Origin of the sequence: Micromonospora sicca, from assembly GCF_003172935.1 — a bacterium.
In the GTDB taxonomy this organism is placed as follows: domain Bacteria; phylum Actinomycetota; class Actinomycetes; order Mycobacteriales; family Micromonosporaceae; genus Micromonospora; species Micromonospora sicca.
Genome location: NZ_QGKS01000280.1, coordinates 12,600 through 35,635 on the forward strand (window position 1 = coordinate 12,600; position 23,036 = coordinate 35,635).

Annotated in this window: 22 protein-coding genes and 1 pseudogene; 14 read left to right on the forward strand and 9 right to left on the reverse strand. The window is 73.9% G+C overall.

What is annotated here, in order from left to right; translation table 11 throughout:
• The first annotated feature begins 17 nt into the window (after positions 1-17).
• From DKT69_RS22750 to DKT69_RS22765, 4 genes are all read left to right on the forward strand, one after another.
• On the forward strand, positions 18-974 hold the full coding sequence (locus tag DKT69_RS22750; RefSeq protein ID WP_201749810.1) for an ROK family glucokinase: 957 nt from the start codon (positions 18-20) through the stop codon (positions 972-974).
• Between the two features lie 114 nt (positions 975-1,088).
• Positions 1,089-1,796, forward strand: a complete 708-nt coding sequence (locus DKT69_RS22755; RefSeq protein WP_109803536.1) for an endonuclease/exonuclease/phosphatase family protein — start codon at positions 1,089-1,091, stop codon at positions 1,794-1,796.
• A 106-nt stretch (positions 1,797-1,902) separates the two neighbouring features.
• Positions 1,903-3,312 carry a flavin-containing monooxygenase gene (locus DKT69_RS22760; protein WP_109803537.1) on the forward strand — a complete coding sequence of 470 codons (1,410 nt, stop codon included), beginning with the start codon at positions 1,903-1,905 and terminating at the stop codon, positions 3,310-3,312.
• A 120-nt stretch (positions 3,313-3,432) separates the two neighbouring features.
• Complete coding sequence (locus DKT69_RS22765; protein ID WP_109803556.1) at positions 3,433-4,251, forward strand: alpha/beta hydrolase; 819 nt, start codon at positions 3,433-3,435, stop codon at positions 4,249-4,251.
• A gap of 25 nt (positions 4,252-4,276) precedes the next feature.
• On the opposite strand, the gene DKT69_RS22770 is transcribed toward DKT69_RS22765, so the two are convergent.
• Both DKT69_RS22770 and DKT69_RS22775 read right to left on the reverse strand, forming a co-directional pair.
• Positions 4,277-5,695 carry an alpha,alpha-trehalose-phosphate synthase (UDP-forming) gene (locus DKT69_RS22770; protein WP_109803557.1) on the reverse strand — a complete coding sequence of 473 codons (1,419 nt, stop codon included), beginning with the start codon at positions 5,693-5,695 and terminating at the stop codon, positions 4,277-4,279.
• A 174-nt stretch (positions 5,696-5,869) separates the two neighbouring features.
• A complete protein-coding gene (locus tag DKT69_RS22775; RefSeq protein ID WP_109803538.1) occupies positions 5,870-6,718 on the reverse strand; it encodes a hypothetical protein in 849 nt (282 codons plus the stop codon).
• Between the two features lie 244 nt (positions 6,719-6,962).
• Here DKT69_RS22775 and DKT69_RS22780 point away from each other — a divergent pair, with 244 nt between their 5' ends.
• Entirely contained in the window at positions 6,963-7,664 is a 702-nt protein-coding gene (locus DKT69_RS22780; RefSeq protein ID WP_109803539.1) for a lysophospholipid acyltransferase family protein, read from the forward strand.
• Between the two features lie 7 nt (positions 7,665-7,671).
• On the opposite strand, the gene DKT69_RS22785 is transcribed toward DKT69_RS22780, so the two are convergent.
• The gene (locus DKT69_RS22785; protein WP_109803540.1) at positions 7,672-11,262 is read right to left on the reverse strand and encodes an ATP-binding protein; all 3,591 of its coding nucleotides are present in this window, start codon (positions 11,260-11,262) and stop codon (positions 7,672-7,674) included.
• 179 nt (positions 11,263-11,441) lie between these two features.
• On the opposite strand from DKT69_RS22785, the gene DKT69_RS22790 reads away from it, so the two are divergent.
• The gene (locus DKT69_RS22790; RefSeq protein ID WP_109803541.1) at positions 11,442-11,654 is read left to right on the forward strand and encodes a hypothetical protein; all 213 of its coding nucleotides are present in this window, start codon (positions 11,442-11,444) and stop codon (positions 11,652-11,654) included.
• 73 nt (positions 11,655-11,727) lie between these two features.
• Here DKT69_RS22790 and DKT69_RS22795 read toward each other — a convergent pair whose 3' ends face one another.
• Positions 11,728-12,420 (reverse strand): Crp/Fnr family transcriptional regulator, encoded by a 693-nt coding sequence (locus DKT69_RS22795; RefSeq protein ID WP_109803542.1) that lies wholly within the window; start codon positions 12,418-12,420, stop codon positions 11,728-11,730.
• Positions 12,421-12,665: 245 nt separating this feature from the next.
• Between DKT69_RS22795 and DKT69_RS22800 the strand changes: the two genes are divergently transcribed.
• The 5 genes from DKT69_RS22800 (at position 12,666) to DKT69_RS22820 (ending at position 16,368) form a co-directional block, all read left to right on the forward strand.
• Positions 12,666-13,163: a polyadenylate-specific 3'-exoribonuclease AS gene (locus DKT69_RS22800; RefSeq protein ID WP_109803543.1), complete on the forward strand. Its 498-nt coding sequence runs from the start codon at positions 12,666-12,668 to the stop codon at positions 13,161-13,163.
• An 86-nt stretch (positions 13,164-13,249) separates the two neighbouring features.
• Complete coding sequence (locus DKT69_RS22805; RefSeq protein WP_109803544.1) at positions 13,250-13,753, forward strand: pyridoxamine 5'-phosphate oxidase family protein; 504 nt, start codon at positions 13,250-13,252, stop codon at positions 13,751-13,753.
• Between the two features lie 178 nt (positions 13,754-13,931).
• Entirely contained in the window at positions 13,932-14,960 is a 1,029-nt protein-coding gene (locus DKT69_RS22810) for a 6-phosphofructokinase (RefSeq protein ID WP_109803558.1), read from the forward strand.
• A 72-nt stretch (positions 14,961-15,032) separates the two neighbouring features.
• Entirely contained in the window at positions 15,033-15,851 is an 819-nt protein-coding gene (gene proC, locus DKT69_RS22815) for a pyrroline-5-carboxylate reductase (protein ID WP_109803545.1), read from the forward strand.
• Positions 15,852-16,017: 166 nt separating this feature from the next.
• Positions 16,018-16,368: a DUF2203 domain-containing protein gene (locus tag DKT69_RS22820; protein WP_109803546.1), complete on the forward strand. Its 351-nt coding sequence runs from the start codon at positions 16,018-16,020 to the stop codon at positions 16,366-16,368.
• Positions 16,369-16,401: 33 nt separating this feature from the next.
• Here DKT69_RS22820 and DKT69_RS22825 read toward each other — a convergent pair whose 3' ends face one another.
• From DKT69_RS22825 to DKT69_RS40020, 3 genes and pseudogenes are all read right to left on the reverse strand, one after another.
• A complete protein-coding gene (locus DKT69_RS22825; RefSeq protein WP_109803547.1) occupies positions 16,402-17,349 on the reverse strand; it encodes a threonine ammonia-lyase in 948 nt (315 codons plus the stop codon).
• 51 nt (positions 17,350-17,400) lie between these two features.
• On the reverse strand, positions 17,401-17,850 hold the full coding sequence (locus DKT69_RS22830; protein ID WP_109803548.1) for a sortase domain-containing protein: 450 nt from the start codon (positions 17,848-17,850) through the stop codon (positions 17,401-17,403).
• Positions 17,851-18,224: 374 nt separating this feature from the next.
• A pseudogene (locus DKT69_RS40020) lies at positions 18,225-18,701 on the reverse strand (DUF4397 domain-containing protein); the annotation flags it as partial.
• Positions 18,702-18,859: 158 nt separating this feature from the next.
• Here DKT69_RS40020 and DKT69_RS22840 point away from each other — a divergent pair.
• Positions 18,860-19,351 (forward strand): GNAT family N-acetyltransferase, encoded by a 492-nt coding sequence (locus tag DKT69_RS22840; RefSeq protein WP_109803549.1) that lies wholly within the window; start codon positions 18,860-18,862, stop codon positions 19,349-19,351.
• Between the two features lie 205 nt (positions 19,352-19,556).
• The gene (locus tag DKT69_RS22845) at positions 19,557-20,360 is read left to right on the forward strand and encodes an SGNH/GDSL hydrolase family protein (RefSeq protein ID WP_109803550.1); all 804 of its coding nucleotides are present in this window, start codon (positions 19,557-19,559) and stop codon (positions 20,358-20,360) included.
• Between the two features lie 132 nt (positions 20,361-20,492).
• Here DKT69_RS22845 and DKT69_RS22850 read toward each other — a convergent pair whose 3' ends face one another.
• A complete protein-coding gene (locus DKT69_RS22850; RefSeq protein ID WP_109803551.1) occupies positions 20,493-20,981 on the reverse strand; it encodes a glutathione peroxidase in 489 nt (162 codons plus the stop codon).
• 143 nt (positions 20,982-21,124) lie between these two features.
• On the opposite strand from DKT69_RS22850, the gene DKT69_RS22855 reads away from it, so the two are divergent.
• Positions 21,125-22,747 (forward strand): glycosyl hydrolase family 18 protein, encoded by a 1,623-nt coding sequence (locus tag DKT69_RS22855; RefSeq protein ID WP_109803552.1) that lies wholly within the window; start codon positions 21,125-21,127, stop codon positions 22,745-22,747.
• 84 nt (positions 22,748-22,831) lie between these two features.
• On the opposite strand, the gene DKT69_RS22860 is transcribed toward DKT69_RS22855, so the two are convergent.
• Positions 22,832-23,036: carbohydrate-binding protein (locus tag DKT69_RS22860; RefSeq protein WP_368666267.1), on the reverse strand; the 205-nt coding region annotated here is incomplete at its 5' end.

The window sequence follows — 23,036 nt, forward strand, 5'->3', positions numbered from 1 at the left end:
CAGCACAGCAGAGGGGAGTGGCAGCGGTGACGCTGACCATCGGAGTCGACGTCGGTGGCACGAAGGTGGCCGGCGGTGTCGTTGACGACACCGGCAAGGTTCTCGTGCAGGCCCGACGGGACACCCCCGCCGACGACGTGGCCAAGACCCGGGACGTCATCATCGAGGTGGTCACCGAGCTAGCCGTGGGCCGCAGCATCGCGGCGGTCGGCATCGGTGCGGCCGGCTGGATCGACGTCACCCGCTCCACCGTGCTCTTCGCCCCCAACCTGGCCTGGCGGGACGAGCCGCTGCGCGACTACGTCAGCAACGCCACCGGCCTGCCGGTGATCGTGGAGAACGACGGCAACGTGGCGGCCTGGGCGGAGTTCCGCTACGGCGCCGCCCGGCACGCCGACGACTCGATGGTCATGTTCACCATCGGCACCGGCGTGGGCGGCGGCATCGTGCTCGGCGGGGAGTTGCTGCGCGGCGCCAACGGCATCGCCGCCGAGCTGGGGCACATGCTCACCGTCCCGGACGGCCACCAGTGCGGCTGCGGCCGGCTGGGCTGCATCGAGCAGTACGCCAGCGGCAGCGCCCTGGTCCGCTTCGCCCGCGCCGCCGCCCGGCAGGAGCCGCACCGGGCCACCGCCCTGCTCGAGCTGGCCGGCGGGGAGGCCGAGGCGGTCACCGGCCCGATGGTGACCGCCGCCGCGCAGGGCGGCGACCCGGTCTCCGCCGAGGCGTTCGCCCAGGTCGGGCGCTGGCTCGGCACCAGCCTCGCGGACATGGCGCAGATCCTCGACCCGCAGGTGCTGGTCGTCGGCGGCGGCGTGGTGGAGGCCGGCGACCTGCTGCTCGGCCCGACCCGCCGATCGTTCACCGACGCCCTCGCCCAGCGCAGCCGGCTCCCGGTGGCCGAGGTCCGCCCGGCCGAGCTGGGCAACACCGCCGGGGTCATCGGCGCCGCCGACCTCGCCCGCCGGCTGTGAGCGCGAGGAACGCAGCGGAGCGGAGTCCCGCAGTCGCGAGCGGAAGGTCGGCCCGGTGAGCGCGAGGAACGCAGCGGAGCGGAGTCCCGCAGTCGCGAGCGGAAGGTCGGCCCGGTGAGCGGAGCGGGCGGCGGGGTGCCGCTGCGGGTGGTGTCGTACAACATCCACAGCCAGCGCGACGACCCGGCCGCGCTGGCCGCGGTGGTGCGGGCGGCCGCGCCGGACGTGGTGATCGTGCAGGAGGCGCCGCGGCGGTTCCGGTGGCGGCAGAAGTGCGCCACGCTGGCCGATTCGTTCGGGCTGGTGGTCGCCGCCGGCGGCCTGCCGTCGCTGGGCAACCTGCTGCTGACCAGCCTCCGGGTCCGGGTGTACGGCACCCGCTGCCAGCGCTACCCGCTGACCCCGGGCCGGCATTTGCGCGGCGCCGCGTACGCCGAGTGCCGGGTCGGCGGAGCGCGGTTCCTGCTGGCCGGCTCGCACCTGTCCACCGACCCGGCGGAGCGGCCGGCCCAGGCCGCGGCGTTCAAGCGCGAGCTGGCCGCCGCCACGCTGCCGGTGATCGCCGGCGCCGACCTCAACGAGGGGCCGGACGGGCCGGCCTGGCGGACCGTCGCGGCGGGACTGACCGACGCCGCGGTCGCCGCCGACCGGGCCGACCGGCACACCTACCCGTGTGCCGACCCGCGCCGCCGCATCGACGCCCTCTTCGTCGACCCGCGGGTCACCGTGGTCGACTACGACGTGGTGGACACGCCGCTGACCCGCCGGGCCAGCGACCACTTCCCGGTGCTGGTGGACCTGCTGCTGCCCGCGGTCGACTGAGCCGCCACCGGCGGCGGCCGGCGGGCGGGGCTGGACAACGGCGGGAGTTGTCGGCAGGATTTCGCAGCGACCCGGCACACCGTGCCGTACATAAGGAGATTCCCCGGTGTCCTCCTCCACCGACCTCGGCCGCCCCGACGCTGCGCCGGGGACGCTCGCCCAGACCCCGGACGGCCGCCCGGTCTCGGACCGGGGTGACACGGTCTGCGTCATCGGGGCCGGGGCCAGCGGCCTCACCGCGGTGAAGAACCTCGCCGAGCACGGCTTCGGCGTGGACTGCTACGAGCGGGAGACCGGCGTCGGCGGGGCCTGGAACTGGCGGCACGACCGCAGCCCGGTCTACGCCAGCACCCACCTCATCTCGTCCCGGCCGTTCACCCAGTTCCCCGACTTCCCGATGCCGGACGACTGGCCGGACTACCCGCACCACAGCCAGCTGCTGTCCTACTTCGAGCGGTACGCCGACCACTTCGACCTGCGCCGGCACATCTGGTTCGGCACTGAGGTGGTGCGGGTGGAGCCGGTCGAGGGGGACCGCTGGGACGTGACCACCCGCAGCACCGGCGGGTACGGCCCGGAGCGCACCTCGCGGTATGCGGCGGTGGTCGTCGCCAACGGGCACAACTGGTCGCCGAAGCTGCCCCGCTACGAGGGGCTGGAGGGGTTCCGCGGCGAGGTGATGCACGCCTCGTCCTACAAGGACCCGGCGCAGTTGCGCGGCAAGCGGGTGCTGGTGGTCGGCGCCGGCAACACCGGCTGCGACATCGCGGTCGAGGCGGCCCAGCAGGCGTCCCGCTGCTGGCACTCCACCCGCCGCGGCTACTGGTACGCCCCGAAGTACGTCCTCGGCCGTCCCGCCGACCAGGTCAACGACAGCCTGCTCGCGCTGCGGGTGCCGCTGCGGGTCCGCCAGTGGCTCTACCACTGGACGCTGCGGCTCACCGTCGGCGACCTCACCCGGTTCGGCCTGCCCAAGCCGGACCACCGGGTCTACGAGACGCACCCGATCGCGAACAGCCAGCTCGTGTACTACGTCGGTCACGGCGAGATCAGCCCGGTGCCGGAGCTGGCCCGCTTCCACGACCGGTCGGTCGAGCTGACCGACGGCCGGGAGATCGACCCCGAGCTGGTCATCTTCGCCACCGGCTACCTGCCGCGCTTCGAGTTCCTGGAGGCGAAGGTGCTTGGCGACGACGAGGGCGTCGGCCGGCCCCGGCTCTGGCTGAACGAGTTCACCGCCGGGCACCCCACCCTGGCGGTGGTCGGTCTGGTGCAGCCGGATTCCGGCGTCTTCACCATCTCGCACTGGCAGAGCGTGCTCTTCGCCCGCCTGCTGCGGCTGCGGGCCACCCGGCCGGACCGGGCCGCGGCGTTCGCCAAGAAGGTCGCCGCCGGCGTCGGCGAGCGCTACTCCGGCGCGGTCAAGGACAGCACCCGCCACTGGTTCGAGGTGGGCCACGCCGACTACCTGCGCGCCGTCCAGCGCGCCCTGGACGAGCTGGAAGGCGGCCGGTGAGCGCGAGGAGTGCAGCGAAGCGGAGCCCCGCAGTCGCGAACGAAGGGCTGGCCCGGTGAGCGCGAGGAGTGCAGCGAAGCGGAGCCCCGCAGTCGCGAACGAAGGGGTGGCCCAGTGAGTATCGAGCGGGTGCGGATCGTGCGGGCCCGGGAGTGGGCCCGACCGGAGCGCCCCGCCCGTCGCGAGGTGCTCAGCGCCGTGCCGCAACTGGAGGAGGGTCGACCACCGCTGCTCTTCGTGCCCGGGTTCGGGCACGGGGCGTGGGCGTTCGCCGAGCACTGGTTGGAGCACGCGGCGTCCCGCGGTTTCCCCGCGTACGCGCTCAGCCTGCGCGGGCACGGCGGCAGCGAGCCGGCGCCGGGGGCGACGCTGCGGTCGTACGCCCATGACGTGACCCAGGTGGCGGCGGGCCTGCCGCGGCGGGCGGTGCTGGTGGGGCACGGCGCCGGGGCCCGGGTGGTCACGCACGCGCTGGCCCGCTACCCGGCCCGGGCCGCGGTGCTGGTGGCACCGGTGCTCGGTGGCTGGGGGACGCTCGGTGCCGCGCTGCGGCGCAATCCCGGCGGCACCCTGCCGGCGGTCTTCGGCGGGGGCCTGCGGCTGAGCCGCCGGCAGTTGTTCAGCCGGGAACTGCCGGACGCCGAGGCACGCCGGTACGCCGCCCGGCTGGGCCGGGCCGGCCGCCGCGCCCAGTGGCAGCTGCTGACCGGCCGGGAGCCCGAGCCGGCGGTGGGCCGACCGCCGGTGCTGGTGCTGGGCAGCCCCGACGACCGGGTGGTGCCGGCCGCCGCGCTGACCCGGGCCGCCCGCCGGTACGCCTCGGCCCCGCTGCTCTTCCCCGGCATGGGCCACGACCTGATGCTGGACGCCCGCTGGCGGGAGCCGATCGACGCGATCCTCGACTGGCTGGAGAAGGACCCGGCGCCGGCGGCCGGCTGAGCGCCGCCCTCGGCGTCGGGCCGGCTCAGTCGGTCCCGGCGAGCCGGGTGAGCAGGGAGCCGCTCTCGTCCAGCGCGCTGAGGTAGGACCGGGCCCAGGCGTGGATGTCGTTGCGGTGCAGGTGCTTCCGCATCGCCCGCATCCGCGCGGCCACGTCGGCCGGCGCGGCCCGCAGCGCGGCGAGCAGCTCCTGCTTGAGCCCCTCCAGGTCGTGCGGGTTCACCAGGAACGCCTGGGACAGCTCGGTGGCCGCCCCGGCGAACTCGCTGAGCAGCAGCGCGCCGGTGTCGTCCACCCGGGCAGCGACGTATTCCTTGGCGACCAGGTTCATCCCGTCCCGCAGCGGGGTCACCGCCATCACGTCGGCGATCCGGTAGAGGGCGGCCAGCTCGGCCCGGTCGAAGGTCTGGGTGAGGTAGTGGATCGCCGGCTCGCCGACCCGGCCGAACTCGCCGTTGATCCGCCCGACCTCGCGCTCCACCCGCTCCCGCAGGATCTGGTACTGGCCGACCCGTTCCCGGCTGGGCACCGCCACCTGGATCAGTACGGTGTCCCGCACCTTGACGTCGCCGCTGGCCAGCAGCTCGCTGTACGCCTTGAGCCGCTGCTCGATGCCCTTGGTGTAGTCCATCCGGTCGACGCTGAGGATGACGTGCTCGGGGTTGCCGAGGTCGCGGCGCAGCCGGCGGGCGCGGTCGGCGACCTCCGGCCGGGCGGCGAGCGCGGCCATCTCGGCGGTGTCGATGGAGACCGGGAAGGCGCCGATCCGGACCACCCGGCCGCCGACGCCGATCCGCCGGTCGGTGGCGGGCAGGCCGAGCACCTTGGTGACCAGCTGCGCGAAGTTGTGCGCCGCCTGGGGCCGCTGGAAGCCGATCAGGTCGGCGCCGAGCATTCCGCGCAGCAGCTCGACCCGGCGCGGGAGCTGCATGAACAGCTCCGGTGGCGGGAACGGCGCGTGCAGGAAGAACCCGATCCGCAGGTCGGGGCGGAGCGCCCGGAGCAGGCCGGGGACCAGTTGCAGGTGGTAGTCCTGCACCCAGACCAGGGCGCCCGGCTCGGCCACCTCGGCGGCGGCCTCGGCGAACCGCTGGTTGACCCGCTGGTACGCCTCCCACCAGCGGCGGTGGTACTCGGGCTGCTCGACGGCGTCGTGGTAGAGGGGCCAGAGGGTCGCGTTGGCGAAGCCCTCGTAGTGGTCGCGGAGGTCTTCGGCGGTCAGCGGCACGGTGTGCATGCGGACGCCGTCCACCTCCGGCAGGTGGGGCGCCGGGCCGGTGCCGCCCGCCCAGCCGACCCAGGTGGCCGGGGTATGTCGCAGCAGGGGGTGCAGGGCGCTCACCAGGCCCCCGGGGCTGCGGCGCCACTCGCAGGCGCCGTCCGGCGCCAGACTGTCGTCGATGGGGAGGCGGTTGGCGACCACCACGAGGGGACTCTGTCGCATCTCGGGCATTCCGATCAGCAGGGGCTGACCGCCGCGAGCGGGGAGGAACCGGGCAGTCAGTGGGGGAAGTGACGGACAGCGGTATTCCTACTGACCGTAAGTTACACCACTGTTACGTCACCGGCCGGTGGTCCATCGCCGTCCCGGGATGCGGGCGCCCGCCCAAGGGCGGGGTCAGACGACCGCGCCGTCGTCCGGGTCATGGTCGTCGGTGTCGCCCGGACGCAGCCGCCAGATCAGGGTTACGAAGCCGGCCAGGATGCCGGTGAAGCCGAGCAGCGTCACCACCGAGGGGTCGACCGGGAGTGCCGTGGGGTAGAGGAAGAGCGCGAAGCCGACGACGATGGCCATGACGCCGACCACCGTGTACTTCGAGAAGCGGGGCAGCGGGGGCGGCGGGGGTGGGGTGTAGTGCTCCTCGTCGGCGTCCGCCGGCAGGTCGGCGCCGAAGGTGTCCAGGCCGTCCAGGAGCGACGGCTCGTCCTGCCGGCCGCGACTGACCGAGATCCCGGAGATGTCGGCCGCGTACGGCAGGCGCCGGACGTCGGTGGCGGTCGGCCCGCCGGACTCCTCGGCCCCGGTGCGCGGGGACGCCCCGCCGGCCGGTTCGGACGGGTCGACCGGGTCGTCCACGTCCTCGGCGGCGGGCCAGGGGTGGCTCCCGGGGGCCGGCGCGGTGTCGAAGGCGGCGACGATCCGCGCCCACTCGGCCTCGATGTCGGGCTCGTCGTCCCGGGCCGGCTCGGGGGTGCCCTCGTCGGCGAGCTGGGTGAGGTAATCCCGGGCGGTGGTCAGGTGGGAGCGGTCGACGTAGAGCCGGTCGACCGGCCGGGACGGCACGGTGGTGGTGCGGGTCACCGGGTTGAGGTCGGCGGAGGGCTGGAGGTACGCGGCGATGCCGCCGGCGGCGAGCACGTCGAGCAGGTGTTCGCCGACGCGCGGATCCACGTCACCCGCGACGGCGTACTCGCTCGCGTCGAGCCCGTTGTCCCGCCGTCCCCGACGGGGCCCACCCGCTGACACCGGACACCCTCCTCGTCGCACCCGACGGTGCTCCTCGCCGCGGCGCGCCCTACGCCGTGCCCTGAATCGTGACACGTCAGGACCCGGTTCCGGGAGTGCGTTGTGGCGTGCCGCTCCTGGTTCGTAGGCTCATGCCCGACAGTCCCGCTCGCCGACGGCGCCTCGGGCGTGGTCCCGGGCGGGTGCCGGCGACCCGGCCAGGCTCCCGGTGACGGGTGTCGCCACCCCCGCTGGAAGGACACCGTTGCTGTACTGGCTGATGAAGTACATCATTCTCGGCCCGTTGCTGAGGCTGATCTTCCGCCCGCAGGTGGAGGGGCTCGAGAACGTCCCGGAGAACGGCCCGGTCATCCTGGCCAGCAACCACCTCTCCTTCTCCGATTCGATCTTCACTCCGCTCATCGTCAAGCGAAAAGTCACATTCATCGCCAAAGCGGAATACTTCCTCGGTAAGGGCATCAAGGGTTGGCTGACCAAGATGTTCTTCGTCAGCTCCGGCACCATCCCGGTCGACCGCTCCGGCGGCCGGGCCGCCCGCGCGGCGCTGGACACGCAGCTCAAGGTGCTGCGGTCCGGCGGCATCGCCGGCATCTACCCGGAGGGCACCCGGTCGCCGGACGGCCGGCTCTACCGGGGCAAGACCGGGGTGGCCCGGCTGGCGTTGGAGAGCGGCGCCCCGGTGGTCCCGTTGGCGATGCTCAACGCCGACGAGATCCAGCCCCCGGGCCAGCTGATCCCCAACGTCAAGCGGGTGCGGATCCGCTTCGGCGCGCCGCTGGACTTCTCCCGGTACGCCGGGATGGCCGGCGACCGGTTCGTCGAGCGCGCGGTCACCGACGAGATCATGTACGAGCTGATGGAGCTCTCCGGCCGCGAGTACGTCGACATGTACGCGCAGAAGGCGAAGAGCCGCCCGGCCGTGCCGAGCCAACCCGTCCCCGTCTGACCGGGCCTCAGCAGGCCACCGCGGGCCCGGTGTCGGCGACCGGCTGCCGGGCCAGGGCGAGCAGGCCGGGCGCCTCGTTGCGCCGCGCGAAGGCCCGCACCTCGGCCAGCGGCGGCCCGGCCGCCGCCGGCTCGCCGGCCCGGTCCAGCTCGGCGGCGGCCAGCGCGAGCGCGAGCATCCGGTCGGTGACGTCCGGGATCCGCGCGTAGATCTCGGCGCCGGCCAGGTGCAGCTCGCCGGCGCGCCGGTGATCGCCGTCGGCCGCCGCGAGGGCCCCGGTGACCGTCCGCAGCGCCGCCTCCGACCACGGCGTGCGGTGTCCCAGCCGGTCCAGCATCGCCCGGACCCGCACCGCCGCGTCCCGGCCGGCCAGCGCCGCCGCGTACGCCGCCGCGGCGATCCACTCGCCGCTGGCCAGCGCCGGCACTGCCGACCAGGAGTCGGCCAGCTCGTCGACCAGCGCCGCCGCCTCGTCGGCCCGCCCCTGCAGGGCCCGGCAGAGCGCCGCCATGCCGAGCATCGTCCAGTGCGGGCGGTGGAAGCCGCCGCGCCGGGCGGTGTCCAGCGCGGCGGCCACGTCGTCCCGGTGCCGCGACAGCTCATCGTGCCCGGCCGTGCCGTTCCGCTGCGGCGGCGCGGGCCGGGGCGCCGGCGGCACCGGCCGGCCGCGCAGCACCAGCAGGCAGGAGCGCAGCCCGCGGACCTGCATGTCCCAGCCACCGGTCGGCGTGTCCACGAACGCGTCGGCGGCGGCGAGCAGGCGGGGGAAGTCCCCGTCGAAGTACGCCCGCATCGCCTCGCCGGAGTAGCTGGTGGTCAGCGTCTGCCCGCTGGCCGTACGCGCCGGCGCGGCCGACAGCAGGGCGTCCGAGCGCAGCCAGTCGCCCTCCTCGCGGACCGCGTACGCGAGGTTCTGCATCGCCCGGGGCAGGGCCAGCAGCTGCTGGGCCCGGCTGAACTCCACGATCGCGTGCAGCTCGTCCAGGCCCACCCGGTCGCCGGCCTGGTAGCGGGCGGTGGCCGCGGTGATCCGGGCGTTGGTGCGGATCTCCGCCAGCCCCAGCCGCTCGCCGATCTCCGCCGCCGTCTCCGCCGCCGCGACGGCCGCGTCCCGCTCGTAGTTCAGCATGTGCAGCCGGCCCAGCTCGGCGTGCGCGTCCGCCTTCTGGGCGCTGTCCGGCAGCGGCTCGAAGAGCCCCACCGCCCGGTCCAGGCAGGCCACCGCCGTAGCCCGGTCGGCGCGCAGCCAGGCCGCCTGGCCGAGCAGCGTCCAGGCCCGGGCGGCGCAGGCGTCGTCGCCGTGGGCGAGCAGCCGGTCGGCGAGGGTGTGCAACTGCTCCGGCCCGCCGCCGGAGAGGAAGGTGTTGCCGTCCCGGTAGAAGGAGATCTCGGTGCTCAGCAGCTCCAGTTGCAGCCGGCCCACCGGGTCGCCGTCGTCGGCCAGGCCGAGTGCGCGGCCCGCGTGGCCGGCGGCCGCGTCCAGGCCGTGCAGCGCGTACGCCCGGCGGGCGGCCCGGTGCAGCGCCGCGCGGGCCGGGCCGGCGTACCGGTGGGTGTCCATGTCCAGCGTCCGGGCGATCTCGTGCGCCGCCCACCGGTGGTGCGCCAGGACCTCCGCCAGGTCGGTGTCCCGGCTCTGCGACAGCGCGTCCAGCCAGTCCGCCGTCCGCTCGTGCCGGGCCACCCGCTCGGTGCGCGGCAGCCGCTGGTAGCAGACGTCCCGGACCAGCACGTGCCGGAACCGGAACTCCGGCTGCCCGGCCATCGTCGACGCCGCCTGCTCGTGCACGAAGTCGCGCTGCTCCAACCGGCGCAGCGCCCGCTCCACCGACTCCACCGCCAGGCCCAGCGCGGCGGCCACCGCGCCCGGCCAGAACTGCACTCCCACCACCGAGGCGGCCAGCAGCACCGCCCGGTCCTTGGCGTCGAGCAGGTCCACCCGGTTGGCGATCACCGCGTGCACGCTCTCCGGCATCGGCAGGTCCAGGTGCTTCTCCAGCGACCAGCCGCGCCCCGACTGGCGCAGCGCGCCCTGCTCGATCAGCATCCGGACGTACTCGTGGGCGTAGAGCGGGTTGCCGCCGGCCACCTCGACCAGCGGGCTGAGCATGTCGGCGGAGAAGGCCGCCTGGCCGAACATGTGCGCGTAGAGGGAGGCGATGCCGGTGTCCCGCAGCGGCGGCAGGGTGATGGTGACCGAGCCGGTGATCGTCCCCGCCCAGCTCGGGTCGCGGTCGACCAGCTCCGGCCGGGCCGTGCAGAGCAGCAGCAGCGGGACGTCGCGGGCGGCCGCGCCGAGCAGCTCGACGAAGCGCAGCATCGCGTCGTCGGCCCAGTGCAGGTCCTCGAAGACCAGCACGGTGGGTCGGCGGGCCGCCAGCGCCAGCAGGAACCGCCGCCACGCCGACTCGGCCTCCTCCGCGGGCAGCGCGGTGCCGGTCAGCCCGACCAGCGGGCGCAGGGCGTCGACGATCCGGTCCCGCTCCCCGGGACCGACCAGCTCGGTCACCGCGGCGGCCAGCCGCTGCGCCGCGGTCGGTGCGGGGTCGGTGTCCAGGATGCCCGCCTCGGTCTTGACCACGTCGGCCAGCGCGGCGAACGTGACGTTCTCGCCGAACGGCGGGCACCGCCCGGTACGCCAGGTCAGCGGCTCGTCGACCAGCCGCCCGGCGTGCCGGTACAGCTCGCGGACGAGCCGGCTCTTGCCGATGCCGGCCCGCCCGAAGACGGTCACCACCTGCGGCATCTGGTCCCGCAGCGACCGGTGCAGGGCGTTGACCAGCAGCCCCAGCTCGTGCTCACGGTCGATCAGCGGGGTGGTGTCCGGCTCCCGGTCGGTCGGCTGGCGGCGGACCGGGGACAGCGCCAGCCAGACCTCGGTCGGCGAGGAGCGCCCGCGCAGGGTGACCGGCGGCTGCTCGGAGTAGCGGATGGCGTCCTTGGTCAGCGCGTGGGTGGCGCCGCAGACCAGCACCCCGCCGGGCGGCGCCACCGACTGCATCCGGGACGCGGTGTTGACCACGTCACCGGCCACGATGGCCTGCCCACCGTCCCGGGCGGCGGCCACGTCGACCAGCGCCTCGCCGGTCGCCACGCCCACCCGGAACCGCAGCTCGTCGGCGCCGGTCGGGGCGAACCGGGTCAGCACCCGCTGCAGCTCCAGCCCGGCGCGGACGCAGCGCAGCGCGTCGGTCTCGGTGGCCACCGGGGCGCCGAAGAGCGCCATCACCGCGTCGCCGATGTACTTCTCGACCACGCCGCCGTACTGCCCGACCACCCGCTTGGCGGCCGAGAAGAAGCCGGTCTGCATGCCGCGGACCTGCTCCGGGTCGGTTCGCTCGACGTACGGGGTGAAGTCGATCAGGTCGACGAAGAGCACGCTGACCCGGCGGCGGTCCTCCTGGGGCGCCGCGGCGGGGCGCTGCGCCCCGGTCCGGGGCGCCCCGCACGAGGTGCAGAACGTCACGTCGGTGGCGAGCGGGCGCAGGCAGTGCGGGCAGACGGCACCCAGCTCCGCGCCGCAGCCACCGCAGAAGCGGTCGCCGTCGGCGGCGGTACGTCCACATCGGTCACACTGCGCGGAGATGACACCCTCCACTGGCGGATCTGCCGGCCGCCCCGCGGCCGGGCGCCGCGCCCCCCGCGGCGTCCACCGTGAGTATCGCCGCCGGCGGCGGTGTCAGGTACCGGGCTGTTGGCTTGCGGACAGTTCTCCGGACGGCGTCAAGAGCTACATTCAGGCGGCCGAATGCCGACCGCGATCAAGGGGGATACGCCATGGTGTACGTGAAGCTGGAGAGCGACTGGACCGACCCCGACGGGGTCAACCACTCGGCGGGCGAGTCGGTCGACGTGGATGCCGCCACGCTCGCCGCGCTGCAGGCGGAGGGGGTCGTCAGCGAGGGGTCCGGTGGCGGCAAGGACACCACCGACTGGGCCGGCCCCGGCAGCACCACCGCCTGGGCGGGGCCGGGCAGCGCCGGCGTCTGAGGCCGGTGCCGACGAGGGCCGGGGCGGCGACGCCACCCCGGCCCTCGGCCACGTCCGACACCGGCGCGGCGCGTCAGCGGTCGTTCATGCCGGCGCGGCGGCGCAGCGCGGCCACGTCGGTCACCACGATCCGGCGTCCCTCGGTACGCAGCCAGCCCCGGCTGGCGAACGAGCCGATCGCCTGGTTGACGCTCTGCCGGGAACCACCGGCCATCTCGGCGAGCTGGCTCTGGTTGAGCTCGATCGTGATCATCGGGGCCTGGCTCTCCCCGGCCAGCCGGACCAGCGTCTTGGCCACCCGACCGGGCAGGTCGAGGAAGACGTGATCGGCGTTCTGTTCGGTGAGCCGGCGGATCAGCCCGCCGAGCGAGCGCATCACCGCGTCGAGGATCCGCGGGTTGGAGTGCACGAGCTCCATGAAGGCCGGTCGGGACAGCGCGAGGGCGGCGGAGTCCTCGATGGCCTCGGCGGAGGCGGACCGGGTGGAGGCGTCCAACAGGGAGACCTCGCCGAGCACATCGGGTGGACGGATCACCGACAGCACCGCCCGCTCACCGGTGGGCGCGGTGCGGAAGACGGCCACCGCCCCCCGGCGCAGCACGATCAGCGACTCGCCGGGATCGTTCTCCACGAACAGCAGCTGACCCTTCCGGTAGGTGCGCGGGACCGCCGCGGCGATCACGCGTTGCCGCACCTCCGGCTCGAGTCCGGCGAACATCTCCACGCCCGTGAGCGCGTCACCCGGCTCCGGCAGGCGAACCTCCACGGCCCAACCCCTCCCCGGTCAAGGACCAAATCGCAGCCGGGTGAACCTGACAGCCCCCGGTACGAGGTTCTGAACCGGTTCGGCGTCCGGTAGCGGTACACATCAGATCATGACGGTCCGGTCGCTTGCTGTACACCCCTGGAAACACTTCCGTGACCCTGCCGAGCTGCGGTGCCGGGGCGCCGGCCGGCTCGTCCCGTGCCCCGCCGACCGGCGTCCGGCCGTCGTGGGCGAGGATGGCGGGGATGGTCTACCGCTACTTCTACGACTGCGAATTCATCGAGGACGGCCGGATCGTCGACCTCGTGTCGATCGGCGTCGTCGACGAGTACGGCCGCGAGTTCTACGCGGTCTCCACCGAGTTCGACGACTCCCGGGCCGTGCCCTGGGTGCGCCGCAACGTCCTCGACAAGCTCCCCTCGCCGGCGGACCGGGCCTGGCGCTCGCGGGAACGCATCCGCGACGAGCTGTACGACTTCCTGATGGAGCCGATCCGGGACCGGCCGGGCGAGCAGCTGGAGCTCTGGGCCTGGTACGCCGCGTACGACCACGTGGTGCTGGCCCAGCTCTGGGGCGCCATGCCGGCGCTGCCCCGGGAGATCCCCCGGTTCACCAAGGAGCTGCGCCAGCTCTGGGACGACCGGGGCCGCCCGAAGCTGCCGGACGCCGAGGCGGATCGGCACGACGCCCTGGTCGACGCCCGGCACAACCTGGCCCGGTGGCGGGCGATGAGCCGCCGGTAATCTGCCCGGAAGGTCGGGTCCAGCAGGTTTGACCGGTTCTGTCCCGGGCACCGTTCGACATCGATCCGATGCGAGGGAGTGCCGCCATGAGCAAGGAGCCGACCACCGCCGCGGACGCCCGGGGGCGGGTCACCGAGCTGATCAGGGACGCCCGGATCTGCCTGCTCACCACGACCGCCGTGGACGGCCGGCTGGTCAGCCGGCCGATGGGCCTGCAGGCCGCCGAGTTCGACGGTGATCTGTGGTTCTTCGCCTACGCCGACTCCGTTAAGGTTCGCCAGATCCGGGTGAACCCGCAGGTCAATGTCGGGTTCTCCGACCAGCGCCGGCACGCCTGGGTCTCGGTGGCGGGCACCGCGCAGGAGGGTTGGGACCGGGCCCGCGCCGAACGGCTGTGGAACCCGCTGCTGAAGACCTGGTTCCCGGACGGGCTGGACACCCCGGGGATCACGCTGCTCAAGGTGCACGTGAGCTCGGTCGAGTACTGGGACTCGCCGGCCGGCACGGTGGTGAACCTGCTCGGCTTCGCCAGGGCGGCGGTGACCGGGCGGCCGCCGAAGGCGGGGGAGAACCACGAGGTCAGCTACTGACCGGTAGCCGGACCGGCGCTCGGGATCGGCCGGGGCGCGGTGTCGGCGGACCCCCACGCCGACTACAGTGCGCACTGACGGCCCGCCCCGGGCCGGCAACGGCGCCGATGGTCTGATCTGACGCATATCCTGGGGCTTATCCGGGCTTCACCTGATGCTCCAGGAGGATGAGCAGATCATGCGTATCGGCGTGCTCACCGGCGGCGGCGACTGCCCAGGTCTCAACGCGGTCATTCGGGCGGTGGTCCGCAAGGGCGTCGCCACCTACGGTCACGAGTTCGTGGGCTTCCAGGACGGCTGGAAGGGCCCGCTGGAGGGGCTGTCGAGGCCGCTCGGCATCGCGGAGGTCCGCGGCATCCTGCCGCGCGGCGGCACCATCCTCGGCTCGTCCCGCACCAACCCGTTCAAGATCGAGAACGGGGTGGAGCGGATCAAGGAGAACCTGGCCGCGCAGGGCGTGGACGCGCTGATCGCGATCGGCGGCGAGGACACCCTCGGCGTCGCCACCAAGCTGCACGAGCTGGGCGTCAACGTCGTCGGCGTGCCGAAGACCATCGACAACGACCTCGGCGCCACCGACTACACCTTCGGCTTCGACACCGCGGTCAACATCGCCATGGAGGCGATCGACCGGCTGCACACCACGGCGGAGAGTCACCACCGCACCCTGGTCGTCGAGGTGATGGGCCGGCACGCCGGCTGGATCGCCCTGCACGCCGGCCTCGCCGGCGGCGCCAACGTGATCCTGCTGCCGGAGCGGCAGTTCGACGTGGAGCAGGTCGCCGGCTACGTCGAGAAGCGCTTCCAGCACCAGTACGCCCCGATCGTCGTGGTCGCCGAGGGCGCGCAGCCGCTGGAAGGCCAGATGGTCCTGCACAACCAGGAGCTCGACTCGTTCGGCCACGTCCGCCTCGGCGGCATCGGCCAGTGGCTCGCCGAGCAGCTGGAGGCGAAGACCGGCAAGGAGGCCCGCACGGTCGTGCTCGGCCACATCCAGCGCGGCGGCACCCCGAGCGCGTTCGACCGGGTGCTCGCCACCCGGCTCGGGCTCCAGGCCATCGACGCGGTGCACGAGGGCGACTGGGGCAAGATGGTCGCGATGCAGAGCACGGACATCGTCCGGGTTCCGCTGGCCGAGGCCACCCGCGAGCTGAAGACCGTGCCGCTGGAGCGGTACGCCGAGGCCGAGGTCTTCTTCGGCAGCTGATCGACGGCAGACGGTGCGGCGGTCCCGCGGGGGACCGCCGCGCCGCGGCTCCACCGAGAGGGGTACGGCGCGATGGCACCCGGGGTGCACACGGTCGCGGTGATCGGCGCGGGCAAGATCGGCGAATTGATGCTCTCCGGCCTGCTCCGCTCGGGCTGGCCGGTGGAGCGACTGCTCGCCACGGCCCGGCGGCCCAGCCGCGCCGAGGAGCTGACCGCCCGGTACGGCGTCCGGGTGGTGGACAACCTCACCGCGGTGGACGAGGCGGCGGTGCTGGCCATCTCGGTCAAGCCGCAGGACGCCGCAGCGCTGCTCGACGAGATCGGCCCCAAGGTCCCCGCCGACAAGCTGGTGATCTCGCTCTGCGCCGGCCTGCCCACCACCTTCTTCAGCCGCCGGCTGCCCGAGGGCACCCCGGTGGTCCGGGTGATGACCAACACCCCGGCCCTGGTCGACGAGGCGATGAGCGCCATCTCCGCCGGCGCCCACGCCACCGGGGAGCACCTGGCGCTCGCCGAGGAGATGTTCAAGCCGCTCGGCTCGACCCTGCGGGTGCCCGAGTCGCAGCAGGACGCGGTGACCGCCCTCTCCGGCTCCGGCCCGGCCTACTTCTACCTCCTGGTCGAGGCCATGATCGACGCCGGCATCCTGCTCGGCCTGCCGCGGCAGGTGGCGCACGAGCTGATCGTGCAGACCGCGATCGGCTCGGCGGTGATGCTGCGCGACTCCGGCGAACACCCGGTCAAGCTCCGCGAGGCGGTCACCTCACCGGCCGGCACCACCATCTCGGCGATCCGCGAGCTGGAGAACCACGGCGTCCGCGCGGCTATGCTGGCGGCGCTGGAAGCCGCCCGCGACCGGGCCCGCGAACTGGCCGCCCAGGCCGAGTGAGCCATCCGCCCCGCCCGGCTCGGGCCGGTGATCGACCCCAGCTCGGGAGGTGGCGGCATCCGCAGGTGTCGGACACCCCCACGTCGGGGAGCCGGAGTGCACGCGTCTTCCGCGGCGTCCGACGGCGGGGGCGAGCGGGGGCCGCACCGTGCCGCATACTGGCGCGGTGTTCACTCTCGCCCAGGCACGCCATCTGGTGGCCACCCTGCGGCCGCGCGTCGACGAGCTGATCCGGCACCGGGCCGACCTGGCCGAGCTGCGGGTCGACCTGGCCGACCACGGGGCCAGCGTGCTCGGCGGGCTGGCCGAGGTCAAGGCCCTCGAAGCCCGGCTGCACGCCATCGTGGACGAGTTCCACACCCACGAGATCCAGGTCAAGGGGATCGCCCCGGTGCTGCTGGACTTCCCCGGCGAGCGGGACGGCCGCCAGGTGCTCTGGTGCTGGCTGGAGGGCGACTCCGACGTGCGCTGGTACCACCGGGTGGAGTGCGGCTTCGCCGGCCGCCGCCCGATCTGACCCGGCCACCGGCCGGCCGGGACGGGAGGGCGGTCAGCCGAGGGCGGCGAGGCGGGACCGGTCCACGTTGCCGCCGCTGAGGACCAGGACGACCCGGTCGTCGGGGGCCACCGTGACCAGACCCGCGCGCAGCGCCGCCAGGGTCACCGCGGCGGCCGGCTCGACCAGCAGCTTCGTCGCGTCCACCAGGTCCGACCAGGCGGGGAGGATCGACTCCTCCGGCACCTCCACCACGTCGTCGACCAGCGCCCGGACGTGGGCCAGGGTGTGCCGTCCGGCGAACGGGGCGGCCAGACCGTCGGCGACCGAGGCCGGTCGTACCGGCGGGGTGGGCGTGCCGGTGCGCAGGGCGTACGACATCGCATTCGCGCCGTCCGGCTCCACGCCGACGATCCGGGTGGCGGGGGAGGCCTCCTTCACCGCCGCGGCGATGCCGCTGATCAGGCCTCCACCGCCGACCGGCACCAGCACCAGGGCCGGGACCGGGCCGTCGGCCAGCAGCTCCCGGCCGATGGTGGCCTGGCCGGCGATCACGTCGGGGTCGTCGAAGGGCGGCAGCAGGTGGTAGCCGCGTTCGGCCGCGAGGCCCTGCGCGGTGTCCAGCAGGTCGTGGGTGAGGACCACCTCGGCGCCGAGCCGGCGGACGGTGTCCACCTTGCTGGGCACCGCGGCCGGCGGCATGCAGACCACGGTGGGCAGCCCGAAGGCGCGGCCGACGAAGGCCACCGCGATCGCGTGGTTGCCGGCGGAGAAGGCCACCAGCCCGGCCGGCATGCCCTCGCGTTCGGCGCGGGCGAGCAGCGCGTTCATCGCGCCCCGCGCCTTGAAGCTGCCGGTGTGCTGGAGGTTCTCCGCCTTCACGGAGATCCGCAGGCCCAGCTCCGCGCCGAGCGAGGGGGCCGCCAGCAGCGGGGTCCGGACCACCCGCCCGTCCAGGCGCTTCTCGGCCGCCGTGATGTCGTCGCCCGTCACCAGCCGCATTTCCAAAAGCCTAGCCCGTCGGCACGCGCGGCGGCGTCCCCGAGCATCGGGTCAGCCGGCTGCGGAGCTGGGCAACGGGTCGGCCGGGGACTCGGCGACCGCGAAGACCACCACGTTGTCGCGGTAGTGGGCGCGCCGGCGGTCGAAGTCGCCGCCGCAGGTGACCAGGCGCAACTCCGGACCGGGGGTGGGACCGTACACGCGGGTGGTGGGGAAGCGGTCCTTGGCGACGCGCAGCGAGCCGGTGACCCGGAACGGCAGCCACCGGTCGCCCCGGCGCACCTCGACCCGGTCGCCGGGGCGCAGTTCCCCGAGGCGGGCGAAGACGGCCGGGCCGGCGCGCGAGTCGAGGTGGCCGGCGAGCACCGCCGGTCCGGGGTCGCCGGGGGCCGGCCCGCCCCCGTACCAGCCGGCCAGGGCGAAGTCGGCCGGCGGGACGAGCGCGCCGGCCCGGTCCAGCCCGAGCACGGCCAGCGGGGAGTCGACGCCGATCCGGGGCACGCGTACCCGGACGGGGGCGTCCGGCGGGCGTGCGGTGACCGGGGTGGCGCTGCGTCGCCGGCGATCATCCCGTACGTCCCGACGGCCGGGCCGGCCAGCCCGCCCGCGCCGGTGTCGACGCCTCCGGCCGGGACCACCGTGCCGCCGCGGGCGTCCTGCCGCAGTTCGGTGGTGAGGCCGCCGCTCTTCGCGTCCAGCACCAGCAGCGAGTAGACCGCTCCACCGTGGAGGCTGACCTCGGCGTCCGTGCTCGGACCGGTGCCGCCGTCCAGCCGCAGGCGCCAGCGGCCCGGCTGGACCTCACGGTAGTCCGTGGTGGTGGCGAAGCGGACCGCGTCGGCGATGGTCGGCCCGTCGGCGGCGGCGACGTCCAGCACCGGCGCGCGTACCGAGGCCTGCACCACCCGCAGCTTGGCCTGGCCGCCGGCGGGGGCGCTCAGGTCGTCGGTGAGCACCCGCAGCCCCAGGTCGGCGTGCCGGCCGACCCCGGCCACCGTGTACGCCGCACCGGGCGCCACCGCCACCTCGGTGGTGAGCACCGGCGGCTGGTCGGCCGGGGCGCCCGCCCCGCGCATGGCCACCGCGTAGCGCCCGGCCGGCAGCGGCAGGTACGCCGACACCACTCCGTACCCGACGCCGGGGAAGACCCGCGGCTCGGCCGAGCCCGGCGCGGAGAGGTAGACGTCCACGGCCGGGGTGTCGGGGGAGAGGTGCGCGAGGCGCACGTACCCGACGGTCTCCTGCCGGGTGGTGGCGACGGCCGGCGTGGCGGGCGCGGTGAGCGCGGCGCCGAGCAGCAGGGTCCCCGCGCCGGCCAGCAGCCGGCGCGGCGCGGTACGGAGCAGGTGCATGTCGCCTCCGGGGAGCGGTCCAGCCGGTGTGGCCGGGCCTCCAGGGTCCCGGCCACGGGACCCGGGCGCAAGTCGTCCCTTCTGGACGACGGACACGCTGTCCGTCCCCACAGTGGACCGTGCCGGCGACTGCCCGGCGGGCTCGGTACCGTGCGGTCATGACCGAGGTACGTCGCGCCACCGTGGACGATGCCGCCGAGCTGGTCCGGCTGCGTGGGTTGATGCTCGCGTCGATCGCCGGGGCGGAACCGCCGCCGGGTCCGTGGCAGGACGCCGCGGGGGAGACCCTGCGGGACCGGCTGAGCGATCCGGACGAGCCGATGGCCGCGTTCGTGGTCGAGGCGCCGGAGGCGCCGGGATCGCTGGCTGCCTGCGCGGTCGGCACGATCGAGCGGCGGCTCGGTGGTCCGGCCAATCCGAGCGGTCGGGTCGGGTACGTCTTCAACGTCTGCACCGACCCGGCTCACCGCCGGCGCGGCTACTCCCGGGCCTGCGTGACGGCGTTGCTGGACTGGTATCGCCGGCGCGGGGTGCGCACGGTCGACCTGCGCAGCTCCGAGCCCGCACAGCCCCTCTACCGGTCGCTCGGCTTCCAACCGACCCGCGATCCGGCGATGCGGCTGACACTGCCGGCCGAGGCGCGGGACTGACGGTCGGGCAGGGGGGGTGTCCGGCGGGCCGGGGAGCCCGCCGAGAGGTGTGACGGCGAAATCCTTCACGTCACAGCATGCGGCCGGCAATGATTTATATCAATTGATCTCTATGTGCTCCCCTCGCGATTCTCCGGGCTTCCGCCGCATGTCTATCTATTGATATCTATCTCGCACCACCACTTCCCACCCCCAGGAGTGCCATGTGCGGAGATCCCGTCTCGTCACCCTCGCCCTCAGTCTGGCGACGTCCCTCGGCGCCACGCTCGCCCTGGCCGTCCCGGCCCAGGCCGCCCCCACCGACCGGTACGTCGCCCTCGGCGACTCGTACGCCTCCGGCGTGGGCGCCGGCAGCTACACCGCCGAGAGCGGCTCCTGCCAGCGCAGCACCAACGCCTATCCGGCCCGCTACAACACCAACGTCCAGCCGGCCTCGTACCGCTCGGTGGCCTGCTCGGGCGCGCGGACGACCGACGTGACCAACAGCCAGCTCGCCGCCCTCGGCTCGACCACCACGCTGGTCAGCGTCACGGTCGGCGGCAACGACGTCGGCTTCGCCAACATCATGACCACCTGCGTGCTCTACGGCACCACGGAATGCGTGGCCGCCGTGCAGGCCGCCGAGGACAAGGCTCGCGCCCAGTTGGCCGGCCTGCTGGCCACCGTCTACAACGGAATCAGGAGCCGGGCCCCCTCCGCCCGGGTGGTGGTCGTCGGCTACCCGGTCTTCTACCAGCTCGACACCCTCTGCGTGGGGCTGAGCGACACCTCCCGGGCGAAGATCAACGAGGGCATCAACCTGGTCGACGACATCACCCGCAGCGCCGCCCTCGCCGCCGGCTTCAAGTTCGCCGACGTCCGGTCGAGCTTCGTCGGCCACCAGCTCTGCAGCTACGGCGAGAAGTGGCTGCACGCGTTGAACTACACCAACATCGGCATCTCCTACCACCCGACGGCCGCCGGGCAGGCCGGCGGCTACTACCCGGTCTTCCGGGGCGTGGCAGGCTGACCGGAGCTCCGTCCGGGACGGGCCGGTCCCGTCCCGGACGCGAGCCCGCTACCTGGACCCCGACCTCGCCGTCGAGGCGGTGGCCGCGGCCGCCGTCAGCGCCGCCCACCTGTCGGCCGGCGGTCGCCGACGTCAGGCCGGGAGGATCTTCTCGACGGCGGCGCGCAGCTCGGGAGCGTCCGGGGTCACCGTCGGGGCGAACCGGGCCGCCACCGTGCCGTCCGGGGCGACCAGGAACTTCTCGAAGTTCCACCGGATGTCGCCGGTGTGCCCCTCGGCGTCGGGGGTGGACACCAGCTCGGCATAGAGCGGGTGCCGGCCCGGGCCGTTGACGTCGACCTTCTCCGTCAGCGGGAACGTCACGCCGTAGTTGACCTGGCAGAACTCGCCGATCTCGTCGGCCGTGCCGGGTTCCTGACCGGCGAACTGGTTGCACGGCACCCCGAGCACCGTCAGCCCTCGGTCGGCGTACTCGTCGGCGAGGGCCTGCAGGCCGGCGTACTGGGGGGTCAGCCCGCACCGGGAGGCCACGTTGACCACCAGCAGGGCACGGCCCCGGTACTGCGCGAGGTCGGCGGGGCCGCCGGTGAGGGCGTCGATCTGGACGTCGAAAACGGTCATGCCGCGAGGCTACGCGTCCCCCGGGCCCGGCCCGACCACGGCCGAGCAAATCGATGTATGTACATCTTGACGAAGTGATGACGCGTGAGTAGCGTCTCAGCATCCAATCTGGAAAGTTTCCTAACTGTTTAGGGAGACGCCACATGAAGAGATCGCTCCGCCGGTCCCTCTGGGCCGGTGCCGTGGTCGCGCTGGCGGTCGCGGCGGTGCCGATGGCCACCGCCGCCGCCGCCGGCAGCGTGACCGCCACGTTCGCCAAGGTGCAGGACTGGGGGACCGGTCACGAGGGGAAGGTGACCGTCACCAACGGCACCAGCGCCAGCGTCGACACCTGGCGCATCGAATTCGACCTGCCCTCGGGCACCACGATCAGCAGCTTCTGGGACGCCGACGTCACCAGCAGCGGCAACCACTACGTCGCGGTGAAGAAGAGCTGGGCCGGCCCGCTCGCCCCGGGGGCCAGCTTCAGCTGGGGCTACAACGGCACCGGCCCGTACGCCGGGCCGCTGAACTGCACCGTCAACGGCACGTCGTGCTCGGGTGGCGGCACCCCCACCACCCCGCCCTCGCCGACGGCGTCCCCGACCGCCTCACCCACGGTGTCGCCGACGACCTCACCGACCACCTCGCCCACCGCGCCGCCGCCCACCGGGGACAAGAAGGTGGTCGGCTACTTCGCCGAGTGGGGCGTCTACGCCCGCAACTACCACGTCAAGAACATCCACACCAGCGGGTCCGCCGCCAAGCTGACCCACATCCTGTACGCCTTCGGCAACACCTCCGGCGGCCGGTGCAGCATCGGTGACAGCTACGCCGACTACGACAAGGCGTACACCGCGGCGGACAGTGTCGACGGCGTCGCCGACACCTGGGACCAGCCGCTGCGCGGCAGCTTCAACCAGCTCCGCAAGCTGAAGAAGATGTACCCGCACCTGAAGGTGATCTGGTCCTTCGGCGGCTGGACCTGGTCGGCCGGTTTCACCCAGGCCGCGCAGAACCCGGCCGCGTTCGCCGACTCCTGCTACAACCTGGTCGAGGACCCGCGCTGGGCGGACGTCTTCGACGGCATCGACGTCGACTGGGAGTACCCGAACGCCTGCGGCCTGCAGTGCGACGCCAGCGGACCGAACGCGTTCAAGAACGTGGTCAGCGCCCTGCGTAGCCGGTTCGGCTCGTCGGCGCTGGTCACCGCGGCGATCACCGCCGACGGCAGCACCGGCGGCAAGATCGACGCCACCGACTACGCCGGCGCCGCGCCGAACCTGAACTGGCTCATGCCGATGACGTACGACTACTTCGGCGCCTTCAACCCGCAGGGCCCCACCGCCCCGCACTCGCCGCTGACCTCGTACGCCGGCATCCCGCAGCAGGGCTTCAACGCCGACGCCGCGATCCAGAAGCTCAAGTCCAAGGGCGTACCGGCGAACAAGCTGCTGCTCGGCATCGGCTTCTACGGCCGGGGCTGGACCGGGGTGAGCCAGGCGGCCCCGGGTGGCACCGCCACCGGTCCCGCGCCGGGCACGTACGAGCAGGGCATCGAGGACTACAAGGTGCTCAAGAACACCTGCCCGGCCACCGGCACCGTCGGCGGCACCGCCTACGCCAAGTGCGGCAGCAACTGGTGGGGCTACGACACGCCGTCCACCATCGGCGGCAAGATGACCTACGCGAAGAACCAGGGCCTCGGTGGCGCCTTCTTCTGGGAGCTCTCCGGTGACACCGGCAACGGCGAGCTGATCGGCGCCATCAAGGGCGGTCTCGGCTGAGCCGAGTGCCGACGCATCACCCACACGGCGGGGAGGGACCAGCACGGTCCCTCCCCGCCCGCGTGCTCGGCCCTCTCGCGGTGCTCAGGTGGCGAGCCAGAGGGCCGGCACGTTCGGCGGTTCCCAGCCGACGAGCGAGGTGTGCGCCTGCCGGCACTGCCAGGTCCGGCCGGCGTAGCTGACCCGCGCGCCCAGGGCGTACGCCGTGTTGGCCTGCCAGGCCGGCGCCCCCGCCGTGGGCGTGCCCGTCGGCGGCGCGGTCGTGGTGGGCGGCGGCGTGGTGGGCGAG